The sequence below is a fragment of the Pseudomonas hamedanensis genome (genome assembly GCF_014268595.2).
Taxonomy (GTDB): Bacteria; Pseudomonadota; Gammaproteobacteria; order Pseudomonadales; family Pseudomonadaceae; genus Aquipseudomonas; species Aquipseudomonas hamedanensis.
On sequence record NZ_CP077091.1, the window covers coordinates 1483836 to 1500595 of the forward strand.

The window sequence follows — 16760 nt, forward strand, 5'->3', positions numbered from 1 at the left end:
CGGCAGGCCCCCTCTTTTCACAGGAAGACACCATGACTTTGACGGGCAATTTGCTGATCGGCCAACAATCGGTGGCGGGCGAACGCCAATCCGTCCACGGGATCAACCCGGCGACCAACCAGACACTGGAACCGGCCTATGCCGGCGCGTCGACCGAGCAGGTTGAACAGGCCTGCGCGCTGGCCTGGGCAGCGCAAGACGCCTATCGCGAAACCAGCCTTGCTGCCCGTGCCGAATTTCTTGAATGCATTGCCTCGCACATCGAGCAGCTTGGCGATGAACTGATCGAGCGCGCCCACGCCGAAACCGGTCTGCCGCACGCACGTCTTCAGGGCGAGCGCGGCCGCACTTGCCAGCAACTGCGCCTGTTCGCCCGAACGGTGCGCGCCGGTGAGTGGCTCGATGTGCGCGTCGACACCGCGCATCCACAACGCCAACCGCTGCCGCGCTCGGACCTGCGTCAACGGCAGATTGCACTGGGGCCAGTGGCGGTGTTTGGCGCGAGCAACTTTCCGCTGGCCTTTTCCGTGGCCGGCGGTGATACCGCCTCGGCACTGGCCGCCGGTTGCCCGGTGATCGTCAAGGCCCACAGCGCGCACCCCGGTACCAGCGAACTGGTGGGCCGCGCGGTCGCCCGAGCGATCAAGGACTGCGCGTTGCCCGAGGGCGTATTTTCGTTGCTGTTCGATTCCGGTTACCAGGTGGGCATTGCGCTGGTCAGCGACTGGCGCATCAAAGCCGCAGGCTTCACCGGCTCACGCACCGGCGGACTGGCCTTGATGCAAGCGGCGCAAGCGCGGCTGGAGCCGATTCCGGTGTACGCGGAAATGAGTTCGATCAACCCGGTGCTGCTGTTTCCGGCAGCCTTGCACAATCGCGCGCAGGCGCTGGCCGAAGGGTTTGTCGCATCGCTGACCCTGGGCGCCGGGCAGTTCTGTACCAATCCAGGGTTGCTAGTCGCCCAAAAAGGTCCGGCGCTGGATGCGTTTCTCCGTGCGGTGACCGAACTGATTCCCCACAGCACGGCGCAAACCATGCTGACGCCGGGCATTTTCAGCGCCTATGCAGCGGGCGTGACGGCGTTGCAGGACAATCCCCGCGCACGCACGGTCGCCGCGGGTCAATCCGGCGCCGGCCCGAATCGGTGTCAGGCGCATGTCTTCATCACCGACGCCGTCGATTTTCTCGCCGATCATCGCCTGCACGCCGAAACCTTCGGCGCCGCCTCGCTGGTGGTGCAATGCAGCAATAACGAAGAAATCCGTCAGGTCTGCGAACACTTGGAAGGTCAACTGACCGCGACTTTGCACGTGGATGACGCTGACCTTGCTCTGGCCCGCACATTGCTGCCGAGCCTGGAACGCAAGGCCGGGCGCCTGCTGGTCAACGGCTGGCCAACCGGTGTCGAAGTGTGCGATGCCATGGTTCACGGCGGGCCTTATCCGGCGACATCCGACGCGCGGACCACTTCGGTCGGCACTGCCGCGATCCAGCGATTCCTGCGGCCGGTGTGCTATCAGGATTTCCCCGACAAGTTGTTGCCCACGGCGCTGCAAAAAACCAATCCGCTGCACCTGCATCGCTTGCTCGACGGCCAACGGGAAGACGCAAGCCATGGCGAATAACCCTTCGCACGACATCGCTGTGGTCGGTGCCGGGATCATCGGCGTGGCTTGCGCACTGCGTCTCGCGCAGCAGGGCCTGCGCGTGGTGGTCATCGATCAGCAGGCGCCCGGCCATGGCGCCTCTTTCGGCAATGCCGGACATCTGGCGACCGAACAGGTGTTTCCGATTGCCGACGTGTCAATCCTCAAACGCTTGCCGGCCATGCTCATGGACCCGATGGGGCCGCTGCGCCTGGACTGGAAATACCTGCCGCGCGCGCTGCCGTGGTTCACGCGGTTGCTCCTGAACCTGCGTCCTGAGCCTTTCCGGAAAACCGTCGCAGGCTTGCGTGCGCTCAACGAAAGCAGCCTCGACGCGTGGCAGCAGTTGCTTGCTGATATTCAGCGTCCCGATCTGCTCAAGGTCGACGGCTCGTTGCTGGTCTTCGAACGTGCCGAGTCGCGCCAGGCCATTGAAGCGCTTCAGACACGTTTGCGTCAGCAGCAGGTACCGATCGATTACTGGCGGGCCGAGGCGATACGCGAAACCGCGCCGCAGCTCAGCGAGCGGCTTCAAGGCGGCTTGTTTTTCCCGCGCACCGGGCATTTCCTCGATCCATACCAAGTCGTCGTCGCACTGGTCGAAGCGGCCAGGGCCTGTGGCGTGGGATTCGTTCAGCAGCAGGTTCAGGGCGGTCATGTGCAGGAGCACGGTGTGGCGTTGCTTACCGGATCCGGAGAGTTGAAGGCGCGCCGCGTGTTGATCGCTTGTGGCGCTCATTCGGCGAAACTCACCGCCGCATTAACAGGCAAGAACGTGCCGCTGGACACCGAGCGCGGCTATCACCTGATGTTGCCCCAGGAACATCACCGGCTGCCCTTCCCCGTCACCTCGCTGGAACGCAAGTTCATCATGACACCGATGAGCGAAGGCCTGCGCCTCGCGGGCACGGTCGAGTTCGCCGGGCTTGAACGGCCCGCAAACATGGCGCGTGCCTGGCAGTTGCAGCGCTTGAGTCAAGGCTTGTTTCACAACGACCTGAACGCAGATGGCGCTACCCCGTGGATGGGCTTTCGCCCGTCGCTGCCGGATTCGCTTCCGGTCATCGACCAGGTCTGCAATGGCAAAGTGTTGCTTGCGTTTGGGCATCAGCACCTGGGGCTGACGCAGGCGGCGGTGACGGCGCAGATGGTGGCGCGGCTGGTTTCGCCGACGCTGCCCAGCCAGCTCATCGACTTGCCCGATATCGCGCCTTACGCGCTGGATCGATTCTGACAGCGGTTTCACAGAATCAGGCAAACATTCCACAGAAATGCACAATGGCGCGTTCGAACATAAGGGCCACAATTAACATCCGACAAACCCATGGAGGATGCTCCGATGCTCGTACAAGCCTACGGCGCCCACGCTGGCGACAAACCCCTTGAGCCGATGCAGATCAACCGCCGCGCACCGGCCGCCCACGATGTGCAGATCGACATTGCCTTTTGCGGCATCTGCCATTCGGACTTGCATCAGGTGCGCGCTGAATGGGCCGGCACGCAGTTTCCTTGCGTTCCCGGTCATGAAATCGTCGGTCGCGTCTCAGCCGTCGGCACGCACGTCAAGGACTACAAGGTTGGCGATCTGGTCGGTGTCGGCTGCATCGTCGATAGCTGCAAACACTGTGACGATTGCGAATCCGGGCTGGAAAATTACTGCGACGGCATGATCGGCACCTACAACTTCCCGACCCCGGACGCACCGGGCTGGACGCTCGGCGGCTATTCGCAAAACATCGTCGTGCACGAGCGTTATGTCCTGCGCATCCGCCATCCCGAGGCGCAACTGGCCGCCGTCGCGCCGCTGCTCTGCGCAGGCATCACCACCTATTCGCCACTGCGCCAGTGGAACGCCGGCCCCGGCAAGAAAGTCGGTGTGGTCGGCATCGGTGGATTGGGCCACATGGGCATCAAACTGGCCCACGCCATGGGCGCCCATGTCGTTGCGTTCACCACCTCCGAGTCCAAGCGTGAAGCGGCCAAGGCGCTGGGGGCGGACGAAATCGTGGTGTCGCGCAATGCCGAGGAAATGGCGGCACACACCAAGAGCTTCGACATGATCCTCAACACGGTTGCAGCACCGCACGATCTCGACGCCTTCCTCGTCCTGCTCAAGCGCGATGGCGCGCTGACGCTGGTCGGTGCGCCCGCCTCGCCGCACCCGTCGCCGAACGTGTTCAACCTGATCATGAAGCGCCGCACCATCGCCGGCTCGATGATTGGCGGCATTCCCGAGACCCAGGAGATGCTCGATTTCTGTGCCGAGCACGGGATCGTTTCCGACATCGAGCTGATCCGCGCCGATCAAATCAACGAGTCCTACGAGCGCATGCTCAAGGGTGATGTGAAATACCGCTTCGTCATCGACAACGCAACGCTCGCGGGCTAAACGCAAACGCCCATCGGCAGCGCCGTACTGCCGATGGGCAAGCGATTCCATCGGCGCGATTTGACAGCGCCGGCGTTGCTCGCCAGAGTCGCACCCCTTTTTCCGCCGCCGGTGAAGGGGTTGCCGTTGAACCAACAGACATTGTCCATGCGCCTTGAACGCGTCGCCGCCCACGTGCCGCTTGGCGCGCGGCTGGCCGATATCGGCTCGGACCACGCTTACCTGCCGGTGGTCCTGATGCGCCGCGGGATGATTGCCGCGGCAGTGGCTGGCGAGGTCGCTCCGACGCCCTTCCAAGCGGCGCAACGCAACGTGAACGACAACGATCTGCGCAGCCACATCAGCGTGCGCCTGGCCGATGGCCTGGCGGCGATCAGACCTGAAGACGCCATCAGCGCCATCACCCTCTGCGGCATGGGTGGCGAGACCATCCGCGACATTTTCAACAGCGGCAAAGCCCGACTCAGCGGCCACGAACGGCTGATTCTGCAACCTAACGGCGGCGAGCAACCACTGCGTCAGTGGCTGATGGATAACGGCTACCGAATCGTATGTGAAGAGGTGCTGCATGAGGACCGCTTCGACTATGAAATCATTGTTGCCGAGCGTGCTGCCGAGCCGCTGACGTACAGCGCCGAAGAACTGTACTTCGGCCCTGTACAACTGCAGGAGCGCAGCCCGGCGTTTCTGCAAAAATGGCGACGCAGGCTGCTTCAGCGACAAAAGACCTTGAGCCAATTTACCCACGCGCAACAGGCATTGCCGCAGGCGAAAGTGCAGGCGATCAGCCAAGAGGTGCAATGGATCAGCGAGTTGCTCGGGTGACCGTGCCGACGTCTTCGCGAGCAGGCTCGCTCCCACAGTTGACCGTGTTTCGTCAGGAGAAACGCAATTTCCTGTGGGAGCGAGCCTGCTCGCGATGGCGTCAGCACGCGCAACATCTTCATTGGCTGGTCCAGAGCTATCGCGAGCAGGCTCACTCCTACAGGTGACCGTGTTTAGCCATCCGGAAAAACAAAAAACCGATGTACGGCGCGGCCGGGGACATCTCTTTCAATTCTCGCACCAGCGGCGACCCATTGACATGCTCGACGGTTTCTCCGCCGGAACGACGCCATGCTATGCTCCGATGGAGAAAAAGAGGGGTTAAAAATGGCCGAATCAGCCACTGACAGCGTCGCGAGCGAAGTTCGCAAGCTTGCAAAAAAGCACAAGGTCGGCGCCGAGCGTGACGGCCTGAGTCGTATGGCATTGACCATTACGCGGCTAGCCGGCGATGCGGTAGAACTCGACAGTGTCGAGCAACTGCTCGTCAATCTGAAAAGAAAGGGTGTATTGAACAAGGCAGAAATCATGACCCTGCAGGGACGTTACCTTCAAGAGAAGAGGCGTTCGAAAGAGCAACTTCGCGCATGACGTTCGACCCCTTCGGCGATTTCGCAACTGAGGGCTACCTTCGCAACTCGCTTCAGTTGAAAGACCCTGTTGAAGTCAAGGAATCGGAACATCTGGCTTTCGAGGCCAGTATCGAAGAAGTCCTTGCGTATCTGGCAAAAAAAAGACCTATTGACTACAAAGCGGTACTTAAAACCCACGAGATCCTTTTTTCCGGCTTCTACCCTTGGGCAGGCAAAGACAGGAATGTACTGGTTCCCCATTTGGCGGTTTTCAAAGGATCGCAAGACGATCCGCATCACACGCCCTTCGAACGACCTGAACTGATTAAAAGGTCTATCGAGTATGCGCTTGAGCTCGCCGCGAACAAAAAACGCTTTCGAGACCGACCTGGCGAGGTAATGGGCCAATTGGCTTCTGCTCATCCGTTTCTGGATGGCAACGGACGGACGATTCTGCTCGTTTACATGGAACTGTGCTATCGAGGCAAGTTTGCCATCGATTGGTCGAAGACCAACAAAGATGCTTATTTACGGGCGCTCAGCGACGAAATCCGCGATCCCTTCAGAGGCCATTTGGATAGTTATTTGAAGCCTTATGTCGTAGACATCTCCAGCCGTGAGGATTGGCCTGAAGTCATTGGCGGTATTAAGGGGCTGGACGGCTTGGATAAGGAAGGGATCATTTACGCCAACCTCGACAATCCCGAAATCCAGCGGTTGTATAAAACCTACAGAACGCAGCCAATCGAGTGAAAACGCAAAAAGCCTGCTGTTAAAAGCAGGCTTTTGCGTTGCTGGTGAAGTTACTTCTGCTGCGTCAGCGCCGAGTAGCTGTTCATCAGGTTGCGATAGTTGGGGATCCGCTGCGACAGCAGGTTGCCCAGCCCTTCGATGTCGTTGCGCCAGTCGCGGTGCAGCTCACAGGCCACCGAGAACCAATTCATCATCTGTGCACCGGCCTGGGTCATGCGGCTCCACGCGGCTTGCTGCACAGTGGTGTTGAAGGTGCCGGAGGCATCGGTGACCACGAACACATCAAAGCCTTCCGCCAGCGCCGACAGGGTCGGGAACGCCACACACACATCCGTCACGACACCGGCAATGATGATTTGCTTGCGACCGGTAGCCTTGATCGCCTTGACGAAATCTTCGTTGTCCCAAGCGTTGATCTGACCTGGGCGAGCGATGTACGGCGCGTCCGGGAACATCTCTTTCAACTCTGGCACCAGCGGGCCATTCGGGCCTTGTTCGAAGCTGGTGGTGAGGATGGTCGGCAGGTCGAAGAACTTCGCCAGGTCGGCCAGCGCCAGCACGTTGTTCTTGAACTCGTTCGGCGAGAAGTCCTGCACCAGCGAGATCAGACCGGTCTGGTGGTCAACCAGCAGCACGATTGCGTCGTCTTTGTTCAGGCGGTTGTAGGTTGGAGTGGTCATGGTGTGCATCCCTTTTTGATTGTCTGAAGTTGTTGTTGCGTTCAAGTTGGGTACAGATTACTGACGCACAGCAAAGGGATAAATCGGCTGAAAAGCGTTACACCGTCCACTCAAACGGGACAATCGAAAATTGCCTCTTGTAGGAGTGAGCCTGCTCGCGAAGGCGGAGTGTCAGACGACACTGATGCTGGATGTGCCGGCCCTTTCGCGAGCAAGCTCGCTCCCACAGTGGATCTGCACTGAATGGCAGATGTGTGAATGACTGCAAAACCCTGTGGGAGCGGGCTTGCTCGCGAAGGCGGAGTGTCAGACGACACTGATGCTGGATGTGCCAGCCCTTTCGCGAGCAGGCTCGCTCCCACAGTGGATCTGCACTGAATGGCAGATGTGTGAATGAATGCAAAACCCTGTGGGAGCGGGCTTGCCCGCGAAGACGGAGTGTCAGGCGACATCGATGTTGGATGTGCCGGCCCTTTCGCGAGCAAGCCCTCTCCCACAGTGGATCTGCGCTGAATGGCAGATGTGTGAATGAATGCAAAACCTGTAGGAGTGAGCCTGCTCGCGATGGCGTCTACACATTCGGTATCTTCATTGACTGGGTTAACGCTATCGCGAGCAGGCTCACTCCTACAAAGGCACGCTTGGGGTGCAGCCCATTAGATACACCACAGTACAAATGAAGTACCCAAGCCCCCATTTATCAACTCGCCGCAACTTCCTAAAGTCCACTCCAACAGCCACCCGCCATCCCGACGGGTCAGCGATTGGAGCGACTTCCCATGCCTTTCATCAACGTACGCATCACCCGCGACGGCGTCACCGCCGAACAGAAAGCCCAGGTGATCAAGGAATTCACCGAGACCCTGGAGCGCGTGCTCAACAAGGACCCGAAGCTCACGCACATCGTCATCGACGAAGTGGACACCGATAACTGGGGTTATGCCGGCATGACCACCACGCAATACCGCAAAGACTTGGCCGGCCTTTAACCCTTTATATCCTTGAGGAAACCATCATGAGCACATCCAAAAAAGTTGTTGTCATCACCGGCGCCTCGCAAGGCATTGGTGCAGGTCTGGTTGCAGCATTTCGCGCTCTCGGCCATCAAGTGGTCGCAACCTCGCGTTCGATCAAAGAATCGAGTGACCCGGACGTTCTGACCGTCGCCGGTGACATCGCCGATCCCCAAACCGCCGAGCGGGTGATTCGCGCCGCCGTGGCCCGCTTCGGTCGCGTCGATACGCTGATCAACAATGCCGGGATTTTTCTGGCCAAGCCATTTACCGCCTACAGCCAAGCGGACTATGCACAGGTCGTGGCAATCAACATGAGCGGCTTTTTTTACATCTCGCAATTGGCCGTCGGCGAGATGGAAAAGCACGGCAGCGGCCACATCGTCAGCGTGACCACCAGCCTGGTCGACCATGCAATTGATGGCGTGCCGTCGGTACTCGCCTCGCTGACCAAGGGCGGCATCAACGCGGCGACCAAATCCCTGGCCATCGAGTACGCCAAGCGCGGTATTCGGGTCAACGCTGTGTCGCCGGGCATCATCAAAACGCCGATGCATGCCGAAGAAACCCACCAGGCGCTGGGCAGCCTGCACCCGGTCGGGCACATGGGCGAGATTGACGATATCGTGCAAGCGATTCTCTACCTGGACAGCGCGAATTTCGTCACTGGCGAGATCCTCCACGTCGATGGCGGTCAGAGCGCCGGTCATTGATCGAAACCCTGCCATACCGCCGGTGTGTACCGGCGGTATCGTTCGTTGTGGTACACAGAGGATGAACGTCCGTCGATCCTTGGTGCGAGCCACAATGAAACGCCATTTTGAAGACTTGCAGTTAGGCAGTATCGAACTGTTTTGCCTGGCCGCCGAAGCCGGCAGCTTCACCGCCGCCGCGCAACTGGCCGGGGTCACGCCTGCGGCGGTGAGTCGGTCGATCCTGCGTCTGGAGCAACGCCTGGGTTCGCGATTGTTTGCCCGAACCACCCGCAGCATTCGCTTGACCGACGCCGGCCGCACCTTCTTCGAGCAATGCAGCCAGGCCCTGACCCAACTGGTCGAAGCCCAGCAGGAAGTCATGGGCGCGCAAACCTCGCCGTCAGGGCGATTGCGCATCAGCCTGCCGACCACTTACGGTCATCACCGCATCCTGCCGCTGCTGCCGACATTTCGTGCGTTGTACCCAGAGGTCACGGTCGACGTGCACTTGGGCAATCGCAATATCGACTTCGTCGAAGAAGGCTATGACCTGGCGATCCGCGTGCGCGCACAACCAGACTCGAGCCTGATCGCGCGGCTACTGGAAGACGCCAGCCTGGTGGTGGTCGCCTCCCCCGGGTATTTGCAAAAGGCCGGCACCCCGCAGACCCTCGACGAACTCACCGCGCATGAGTGCATCCAGTTCGAATTGCCCAGCAGTGGCCGGCGGATTTCCTGGCTGTTTCAGGAAAACGGTCGGGATCGTGAAGTGGTTTCGGACGGTGGTTATTCCTGCTCCGACGATGTGCTCGGCGGCGTCACCCTGGCCAAACACGGCGCTGGGCTTTTTCAAACTTACCGGTTCATCGTTGAGCAGGAACTGGCCGATGGTCGGCTGGTTGAAGTGCTGCAGCCGTACGCCGGGCGTTCGCGGCCGTATACCTTGCTCTACCCGCACGGCCGCTATGTGCCGCAGCGGGTGCGGGCGTTTGTCGATTTTCTGTTGGGATTTCGCGATGAATGGGCGGGACGCCGAGGATAACGACCCGTCCGGCGACAGACTGATTGCGCCGTTGCGTGGCTCCCCGGTAGTATTGAGACGGATTCTCACTAACATCTGGAAAGCCCGCCAGTGCCATCTTCTCCGTCCAGCAAGCTGGGTTTCTTCTTCAGCGATCATCATCGCTGGCTGCTTCAGCACATCAACCGGCATCTGGGCAATCGTGCCGACGCCGAGGACACCGCCGCCGATACCTTTTGCCAATTGCTGGCCGCGCGGGTCGATCCCGACACCATTGCGCAACCGCGCGCTTACCTGTCGACCATCGCGCGCCGGTTGATCTTCGATCGTCATCGGCGGCGCAAACTGCAACTGGCTTACCTCGAGCGCCTGTCCGCCCTGCCCGAGGCACTCGCGCCCTCCCCGGAAGAACAACTGCAACTGATGGAAGCACTGGTCGCCATCGACCGTGCGCTCGACGGATTGCCGAGGTTGGTCAAAGCAACGTTCCTCTATAGCCAGCTGGACGGTATGAGTTACGTCGCGATTGCGCAGAAACTCGGACTGTCGGAGCGTACCGTCAGCCGCTATATGAAACAGGCCCTGCGCCAGTGCTACCTGAGCGACGTGCAACCATGAGCAAGCCGCGCCTGGACCCGGTGATTGAGCAAGCCCTGGACTGGATGGTCAAGCTCAACGCCGGCACACCGGATGCCGCGCTACAGGCACGCTTCGACGCCTGGCTGGCACTGAACGACGCTCACGGCCAGGCCTGGAAAAACCTGCAGGAGCGGCTTGGCCCGTCATTAAGCACCGTGCGCGCGCTGGATCGGCGCTTGCCTGGACAGGCCAGCGAAGCCCGACACGTCTTATTGCAACCGCACACTTCGCGGCGCGACGTCTTGCGCGTGTTCGCCGGGCTGGGTTTGGTCGGCGGCGGTCTGTGGCTCGGTGCCCGCAGTCGATTCGGCGAGTCGCTGCTGGCTGACTTGCACACCGGACGCGGCCAGCGTCAGACGTTCGATCTGGCAGACGGTAGTCACCTGAGCCTGAACGCTCAAAGTGCTGTGGACCTGCGTTTCGACGACAGACAGCGACTGGTCATTTTGCGCCATGGCGAACTGGTGATCGATGTCGCACCCGATCCGCAAAGGCCGCTGATCGTGCGCACCGCCCAAGGCGAAATGCGCGCACTGGGCACGCGCTTTCTGGTCGCGCAGGAGCCCGACGCCAGTCGCCTGGTGGTCTTGCAGCATTCGGTCCAGGCGCGGCTCTTCGACGGCACCACGCAGGTAGTCAAAGAGGGCCAGGCAGCGCTGCTCTACCCCGGCAGTCTCAAACTGGCGGGCGACGATCAGCGCAACCGTGTCGAATGGTTGAACGGGCGATTGAGTGTGCTGGACGAATCCCTCGAGCAGGTGGTCGATGCCTTGCGCCCCTACCGTCGCGGTCTCGTGCGTGTGGCACCGGAGATTCGCGGGTTACGCGTACAAGGTGTGTTCCCGCTGGACGACGCCGACCGGTCGTTTGTCGCCTTGACCGAAACCCTGCCGATTCGTGTCGATCACTACGGGCCCTGGCTGACGTTGATCAGCAAAAAGTGACCGGAAATAACGTTTTGATGAAAATCATTCCTGTTCGTGTCCGGTTTTCATTTCTCATCGCACCTATCTCCTGACACTTCCACATAATCAGGAGATTGTTGTGCTCAACACGTGGCCCCGTTCCCTCTGCGTATCCGTCGCCCTCGCTGCTCTGGTGAGCCCTGTACAGGCCCAGGAGCTGAGTTTCAACCTGCCGGCCGGCCCGCTCGCGCGCACGCTCAATGCGATTGCCGCCCAGAGCGGTCGGATCATTTCGCTGGAGCCTGCGCTGGTACAAGGCAAGCAAGCGCCCGCGGTGATCGGCCGGATGCCGGCGCAGCAGGCGCTGGAACAGGCGCTGGCAGGTAGCGGCCTGCAACTGCGCATCACCGGGCAAGGTAACTTCAGCGTCGAACCGGTGGCCGCCAGCGATGTGCTGCAATTGGGTGCGACGACTATCGTCGAACGCAGCTACGACGCCACCACCGAACACTCCGGCTCGTACGCCGCACGGGCCGTGACCCTCGGCAAAGGCACACACACGCTCAAGGAAATTCCGCAATCGGTCACGGTGATGACCCGCAAGCAAATGGACGATCAGGACCTCACCGATCTCAAAGACGCGGCCAACAAGACCACCGGCCTGGTCGGCGTTCAGGGTGTCGGCCAAGGCATGATCCTCACCTCGCGCGGCTTTCAGATCGATGACTGGCAATACGACGGCGTGCCGATCCCGCGCAACACTTACGCCTTGGGCAATTGGGCGACCCAGGACCTGATTTTTTTCGACCGCATGGAAGTGCTGCGCGGCGCCTCAGGCCTGTTGCAGGGCGCCGGCAGCCCGGGCGGCGCAATCAATCTGGTGCGCAAGCGCGGGCAAAACGCACCGACCGTGACCGTCACCGCCAAGGCCGGATCGTGGGACCATTACGGCCTGCAACTGGATGCGGGCGGGCCGCTGAACCAGAGCGGCACGGTGCGCGGGCGTTTCGTCGCCGACGAAGACCAGAGCCAGTCGTTCATCGATTACGAATGGAGCAAAACCCATTCGCTCTACGGCGCGCTCGATATGGACCTGCGCGACGATACGACCCTTGGCCTGGCCGTCAGCCATTCCGATAATGAGTCCCGCCCGATGATCCGCGGCCTGCCCCGCTACAGCGACGGCAAGCCTGTGAACGTGCCACGCTCGACCTATACCGGCGCACGCTGGAACCATCAAGACATCGAGGTGACAACGCTGTATGCCGATCTGGAGCACCGATTCAACGACGACTGGACCTTCAAGACCGGCGCGGTGCACATGAGCGAAACCAACCAGGGTAGAAACCAGCGGCTGCAAACCAGCGGCAATGGCCTCAAGGCCGACGGCAGCGGCATTCAATACGCCGACTTCGTCACGGATTTCGACGCGAGCAAGCTCGGTCTGGACATGAACCTCATCGGCCACTTCGAAGCGCTGTCCATGGCTCATGAAGTCATGATTGGCGGCAACTACGCCAAGTACACCTCCGACGATAAATTCGCCCGTACCTTCAATAACAGCGCCACTGACACGATCTTCGACATTAACCACGACCGCCCGTCCATCAGCTATGAAGGCTTGCTCAATACCCCGGGCGGCCGCGCCACGCCGAGCCAGTACGAGATCAGGCAGAAAGGCCTGTATGGCAGCTGGCGAGTCAAACCGATCGAGCCATTGACGCTGGTCCTCGGGTCACGGGTCAGCGGATATGACTTCAGCTATCAGTCGGCAACGCGGATGGCATTCAGCGATGTCGTCACCCCCGCCCCTGACAGTACCGCCAAGGAAACCGGCGTGGTTACGCCCTACGCCGGCATCGTCTACGACTTGAGTCGCGAATGGGCGGTATATGCCAGTTACACCGATGTGTTCGAACCGCAGACCAATCGCGATGCAGGTGGCCAGACACTGAAACCGGTGGTCGGCAGCAACTACGAAGTGGGCCTCAAGGGCGAATTGCTTGATGGCCGCGTTAACACCTCGCTGGCGTTGTTCCGTTACGACCAGGAAAACCGTGCGGTCAACGACCTGGCCTCGGGTATGGCCTGCGACGGCTGGTATTGCTCCACCGCCGCCGGCAAGGTGCGCAGCCAGGGCATCGAAGCGGAAATAAGTGGCGAAGTGTTGACGGGCCTGCAACTGTTCGCCGGCTACACCTACAACACCACCCAGTACCTTGACGACCCGGCCAACGAAGGCAAAGTCTTCAGCACCTGGACGCCCAAGCATATGTTGCGGGTATGGGGCGATTACCAATGGAGCGGTGACTGGAACCGTGTCAGCACAGGGCTGGGTTTTACCACCCAGAGCCATACGCTCGGTTATGAACACACCTATGACGTTGCCGGCTACACAGTATGGAGTGCTCGTCTGGGCTACCAGTTGAGCGAAGAAATCGGCCTGGCACTGAACGCCAACAACCTGTTTGACAAGCGCTACTACACCGCCGCTTACAACCAGCTTAACGGCAACAACAACTTCGGCGATCCGCGCAATGTGATGTTTAGCGTGAAGTACACACCGACGTTCTGAATCCGCACCTCAACGTAGCGGCGATCAACCGGTCTGGCGCAGGCGGCTGAGTTCCTTCGACGGCGGGCAACCGAACTGGCGGTTGTACTCGCGGCTGAACTGCGACGCACTTTCGTAGCCGACGCGGTAGCAGGCGCTGGACACGTCCAGCCCTTCGTTGATGATCAGCCGCCGCGCCTCCTGCAGGCGCAGCTGTTTTTGATACTGCAGCGGACTCATGGCCGTCACGGCTTTGAAGCGATGGTGCAGCGCCGAGTTGCTCAGGCTGGCCACCTGCGCCAGGGCGTCGATGCGCAGCGGCTCGGTGAAATGTTTATTCAGCCAGTCGATAGCCCGCGTGACCCGATGGGTCTGCGAATCGCTGACGGCGATTTCATAGAGCAAATGGCCGTGCTGACCGCGCAGCAGGCGGTAATACAGCTCGCGCAACGCCATCGGCGCGAGCATGCCGATGTCGCGCGGGTTATCCAGCAGACGCACCAGACGCAGCATGGTGTCGAGCAGGGTTACATCGATCTTGTCGAGAAACATCCCGCGTCCGGTTTCCTGCGGGATGCCAGTCAGCGGCGATTCGGCAATCAGTTGCGTCAGTTGCGCCGGATCGAAATCCAGCCGTACGCAAAAGTACGGCGCCTCGGGCGAGGCTTCGATCACCCGGCCCGACACCGGTAACGTCACCGACACCACCAGATAATTCAGCGGGTCGTACAGAAAGCGTTCGTCACCCAGCCCGACTTCCTTGCGCCCTTGCACGATCAGGCACAGCGCCGGACGATGCACGACATGGATCAACTCGGACGGTCCATCGAGACGGATCACGTGCAGCGGCGCAATCGCGGTTTCGTAGGTGCCCGGCGCGTCGAAACGCTGGGTCAGCAGGCGCACCAGCTCGGCGCGATACACCGCCGTGTCGTGGAGGATGGAAGCGTCGTGGTTATCCATGCAAAAGGGCCTCGAAAGCAGACGATGGTGGGTCAACTGCGGATGAAGATTAGCCAGTTTTACCAAGCGCCGGCTAGATCAAAGATGCTGCAGATTTGCCTGATTCTGCGTAAAAGCCTCGGAAGCGCGACTTCGCGCTCCCAAGGCTTTTTGGTGCTGCGATCAGCCCGCCGTCACCGTCATGCCGCCATCGGCCATGACCACCGAGCCGACCATGAAACTGGCACGCTCGGAGGCGAGAAAAGTCACGATCTCGGCGATTTCCTCCGGTTGTGCGGCACGACCGATGGGCGCCGCCTCGCCGTGCTGCGCAAGGAATCCCGGGCCGTCCTCGACCACATCATTGAGGATATTGGTCACCACATCGCCGACGCCGATGGCATTCACACGAATGCCGTGTTCGATGACTTCCAGCGCCAGCGTGCGGGTCAATTGCGCCAGCGCACCTTTCGAGGCGGTGTAGGCGGCAATGGTCGGGAACGCGAAGTACGAGGCATAGGAGGCGATATTGACGATGGCACCGGACTTGTTCGGGATCATCGCCTTGACCGCTTCGCGGCAGTGCAGGAAAGCTGCCGTGGCGTTGACCGCCTGGATTTTTTCCCAGTCCTCGCGGCTCATGTCGATCACTGCTTTGTTGATAATGATCCCGGCATTGTTGACCAGAATATCCAGCCGCCCAAACTGCTCGACGGCCAAGCCCACCGCGCGTTCGGCGGCGCCATCTTCGGTAATGTCCGCCACCAGCGGCACCAGACCGGGACGGGCCAGTGCTTCGACGGCCGGGTTGCGGTCTTCGGCGATCACCTTGGCGCCGCGGGTGTGCAGCATCAGCGCAATCGCCTTGCCGATGCCACTGGCCGCGCCAGTGACCAGTGCAATTTTGCCGGCGACTTCTTGTGGCAGGGTGTGGTTGATATCAGTCATGGTTTTTTTCCTCGATAGCGAATCGGTGTGGCGCCGATACGGCGCTGTCGTCAACACGGCTTCACTGTCGCGCAATGCCCGGTGCCGGGCTTTTGGGTGCTTGCCGGGACTGTCGGAGTTTTGCGCTGGCGTTTGTTTTTCAACCGCCCTAACCTTCAAAAATCATCCGCGGCCGAAGCTTTTCATGGAGCGTCCTGTGTCCTCTGCCAGTCCTGCAACGCCGACAGTCAGCCAACCCGCACGCATCGCTGCCGAAGCCATGCCGGCGCACCTGCCCGGTGTCGCGGAAACGACGACGCCCCGGCCGCAGATCAAGGATGCGGTGGTGCAGTTGTTCCGCCATCAGACTTTGCTTGAGCCGATCCGCGTGCCATGCGTGGCCGAACCGCTGCTGGTTTTGGTATTGGCCGGCACCGCGCGGGTCGAGGAACGTTCATTGGGCGGCGAATGGCAGGCGAGCCGGGTCACGGCTGGCGATTTTTTCCTGACCAATACCCGCGAACCCTATGAAATGCGTTGGCAGACCGAAGGCTGCGAGGTCTTCGAAGTGATGCACCTTTATCTCGGCCTGGGCCTGATCGAACAAGCGGCCCGCGAAGCGTTCGGCGAGCAGGCCGGCGCGGTGACGTTTGTCGATGTGTCCGGCGCGCGTGACGAGCAGGTCAGTTTTATTCTCAACCAACTGCGCATCGAACTGACCGAGCAGCGCCAGCCCAGCGCACTGTTGGTGCACAGTCTGGCCCAGGCGTTGGCGATCCATCTGCTGCGTCATTATCTAGACCCGGACAGCAACCCCCGTCGCGACAACGCCCTGCCCGCCTACAAACTGCGCCGGGTGATCGAAGCCATGAACGTGAATCTGGCTGAAAATTTCAGCCTCAGTCATTTAGCCGGCATCGCTGAGCTGAGCGACTACCATTTCAGCCGCACCTTCAAACGCGCCACGGGTCTATCGCCCTCGCAGTACTTCATCCGCCTGCGCATGGGCCGCGCTCGGCGCCTATTGGTAGAGACTGCGCGCAGCGTGATCGACATTGGCCTGGAGGTCGGCTATTCCAGCCCCAGCCACTTCTCTCAAGTGTTCCGCCGCGAAGTCGGCGTCACCCCCAGCGCCTACCGCGACGCCCCGCGCAGTGTCTGAAAGCGATGCAGCAGAATTGGGCAAATGCCGTGGAGGA

16 protein-coding genes are annotated in these 16760 nt (G+C 60.7%); 13 read left to right on the top strand and 3 right to left on the bottom strand.

The features are described 5' to 3' along the window. The first annotated feature begins 32 nt into the window (after nt 1-32). The 6 genes from HU739_RS06380 to HU739_RS06405 all read left to right on the top strand — a co-directional run bounded on the left by HU739_RS06380 (nt 33) and on the right by HU739_RS06405 (nt 6185). Nucleotides 33-1625 carry an aldehyde dehydrogenase (NADP(+)) gene (locus HU739_RS06380; RefSeq protein ID WP_186547889.1) on the top strand — a complete coding sequence of 531 codons (1593 nt, stop codon included), beginning with the start codon at nt 33-35 and terminating at the stop codon, nt 1623-1625. Further along, nucleotides 1615-2880 (top strand): NAD(P)/FAD-dependent oxidoreductase, encoded by a 1266-nt coding sequence (locus tag HU739_RS06385; protein WP_186547891.1) that lies wholly within the window; start codon nt 1615-1617, stop codon nt 2878-2880. Before HU739_RS06380 ends, HU739_RS06385 begins: the two co-directional genes overlap by 11 nt. A 105-nt stretch (nt 2881-2985) precedes the next feature. Further along, complete coding sequence (locus HU739_RS06390) at nt 2986-4035, top strand: NAD(P)-dependent alcohol dehydrogenase (protein ID WP_186547893.1); 1050 nt, start codon at nt 2986-2988, stop codon at nt 4033-4035. Nucleotides 4036-4161: 126 nt separating this feature from the next. After that, entirely contained in the window at nt 4162-4860 is a 699-nt protein-coding gene (locus HU739_RS06395) for a tRNA (adenine(22)-N(1))-methyltransferase (RefSeq protein WP_302467756.1), read from the top strand. A gap of 327 nt (nt 4861-5187) precedes the next feature. Continuing rightward, nucleotides 5188-5451, top strand: coding sequence for a hypothetical protein (locus HU739_RS06400; RefSeq protein ID WP_186547897.1), 264 nt, complete (start codon nt 5188-5190; stop codon nt 5449-5451). Continuing rightward, the gene (locus HU739_RS06405; protein WP_186547899.1) at nt 5448-6185 is read left to right on the top strand and encodes a Fic/DOC family protein; all 738 of its coding nucleotides are present in this window, start codon (nt 5448-5450) and stop codon (nt 6183-6185) included. The genes HU739_RS06400 and HU739_RS06405 overlap by 4 nt, the downstream gene beginning before the upstream one ends. 50 nt (nt 6186-6235) lie before the next feature. On the opposite strand, the gene ycaC is transcribed toward HU739_RS06405, so the two are convergent. Beyond that, nucleotides 6236-6865: an isochorismate family cysteine hydrolase YcaC gene (gene ycaC / locus HU739_RS06410; RefSeq protein WP_016774235.1), complete on the bottom strand. Its 630-nt coding sequence runs from the start codon at nt 6863-6865 to the stop codon at nt 6236-6238. A gap of 779 nt (nt 6866-7644) precedes the next feature. Between ycaC and HU739_RS06415 the strand changes: the two genes are divergently transcribed. The 6 genes from HU739_RS06415 to HU739_RS06440 all read left to right on the top strand — a co-directional run bounded on the left by HU739_RS06415 (nt 7645) and on the right by HU739_RS06440 (nt 13713). Further along, nucleotides 7645-7854, top strand: coding sequence for a tautomerase family protein (locus tag HU739_RS06415; protein WP_186547901.1), 210 nt, complete (start codon nt 7645-7647; stop codon nt 7852-7854). A 26-nt stretch (nt 7855-7880) separates the two neighbouring features. Beyond that, a complete protein-coding gene (locus HU739_RS06420; protein WP_186547904.1) occupies nt 7881-8591 on the top strand; it encodes an SDR family NAD(P)-dependent oxidoreductase in 711 nt (236 codons plus the stop codon). 94 nt (nt 8592-8685) lie between these two features. Beyond that, nucleotides 8686-9615: a LysR family transcriptional regulator gene (locus HU739_RS06425; protein ID WP_186547906.1), complete on the top strand. Its 930-nt coding sequence runs from the start codon at nt 8686-8688 to the stop codon at nt 9613-9615. Nucleotides 9616-9705: 90 nt separating this feature from the next. Beyond that, a complete protein-coding gene (locus HU739_RS06430) occupies nt 9706-10212 on the top strand; it encodes a sigma-70 family RNA polymerase sigma factor (protein WP_186547908.1) in 507 nt (168 codons plus the stop codon). Next, nucleotides 10209-11177, top strand: a complete 969-nt coding sequence (locus HU739_RS06435) for a FecR domain-containing protein (protein WP_186547910.1) — start codon at nt 10209-10211, stop codon at nt 11175-11177. Before HU739_RS06430 ends, HU739_RS06435 begins: the two co-directional genes overlap by 4 nt. A gap of 100 nt (nt 11178-11277) precedes the next feature. Next, nucleotides 11278-13713, top strand: a complete 2436-nt coding sequence (locus tag HU739_RS06440; protein ID WP_186547912.1) for a TonB-dependent siderophore receptor — start codon at nt 11278-11280, stop codon at nt 13711-13713. 24 nt (nt 13714-13737) lie between these two features. On the opposite strand, the gene HU739_RS06445 is transcribed toward HU739_RS06440, so the two are convergent. After that, nucleotides 13738-14655 carry an AraC family transcriptional regulator gene (locus HU739_RS06445; protein ID WP_186547914.1) on the bottom strand — a complete coding sequence of 306 codons (918 nt, stop codon included), beginning with the start codon at nt 14653-14655 and terminating at the stop codon, nt 13738-13740. A gap of 162 nt (nt 14656-14817) precedes the next feature. Further along, entirely contained in the window at nt 14818-15582 is a 765-nt protein-coding gene (locus tag HU739_RS06450; protein WP_186547916.1) for an SDR family NAD(P)-dependent oxidoreductase, read from the bottom strand. 259 nt (nt 15583-15841) lie between these two features. Here HU739_RS06450 and HU739_RS06455 point away from each other — a divergent pair, with 259 nt between their 5' ends. Further along, the gene (locus HU739_RS06455; RefSeq protein ID WP_186548080.1) at nt 15842-16723 is read left to right on the top strand and encodes a helix-turn-helix domain-containing protein; all 882 of its coding nucleotides are present in this window, start codon (nt 15842-15844) and stop codon (nt 16721-16723) included. Nucleotides 16724-16760: the final 37 nt, after the last annotated feature.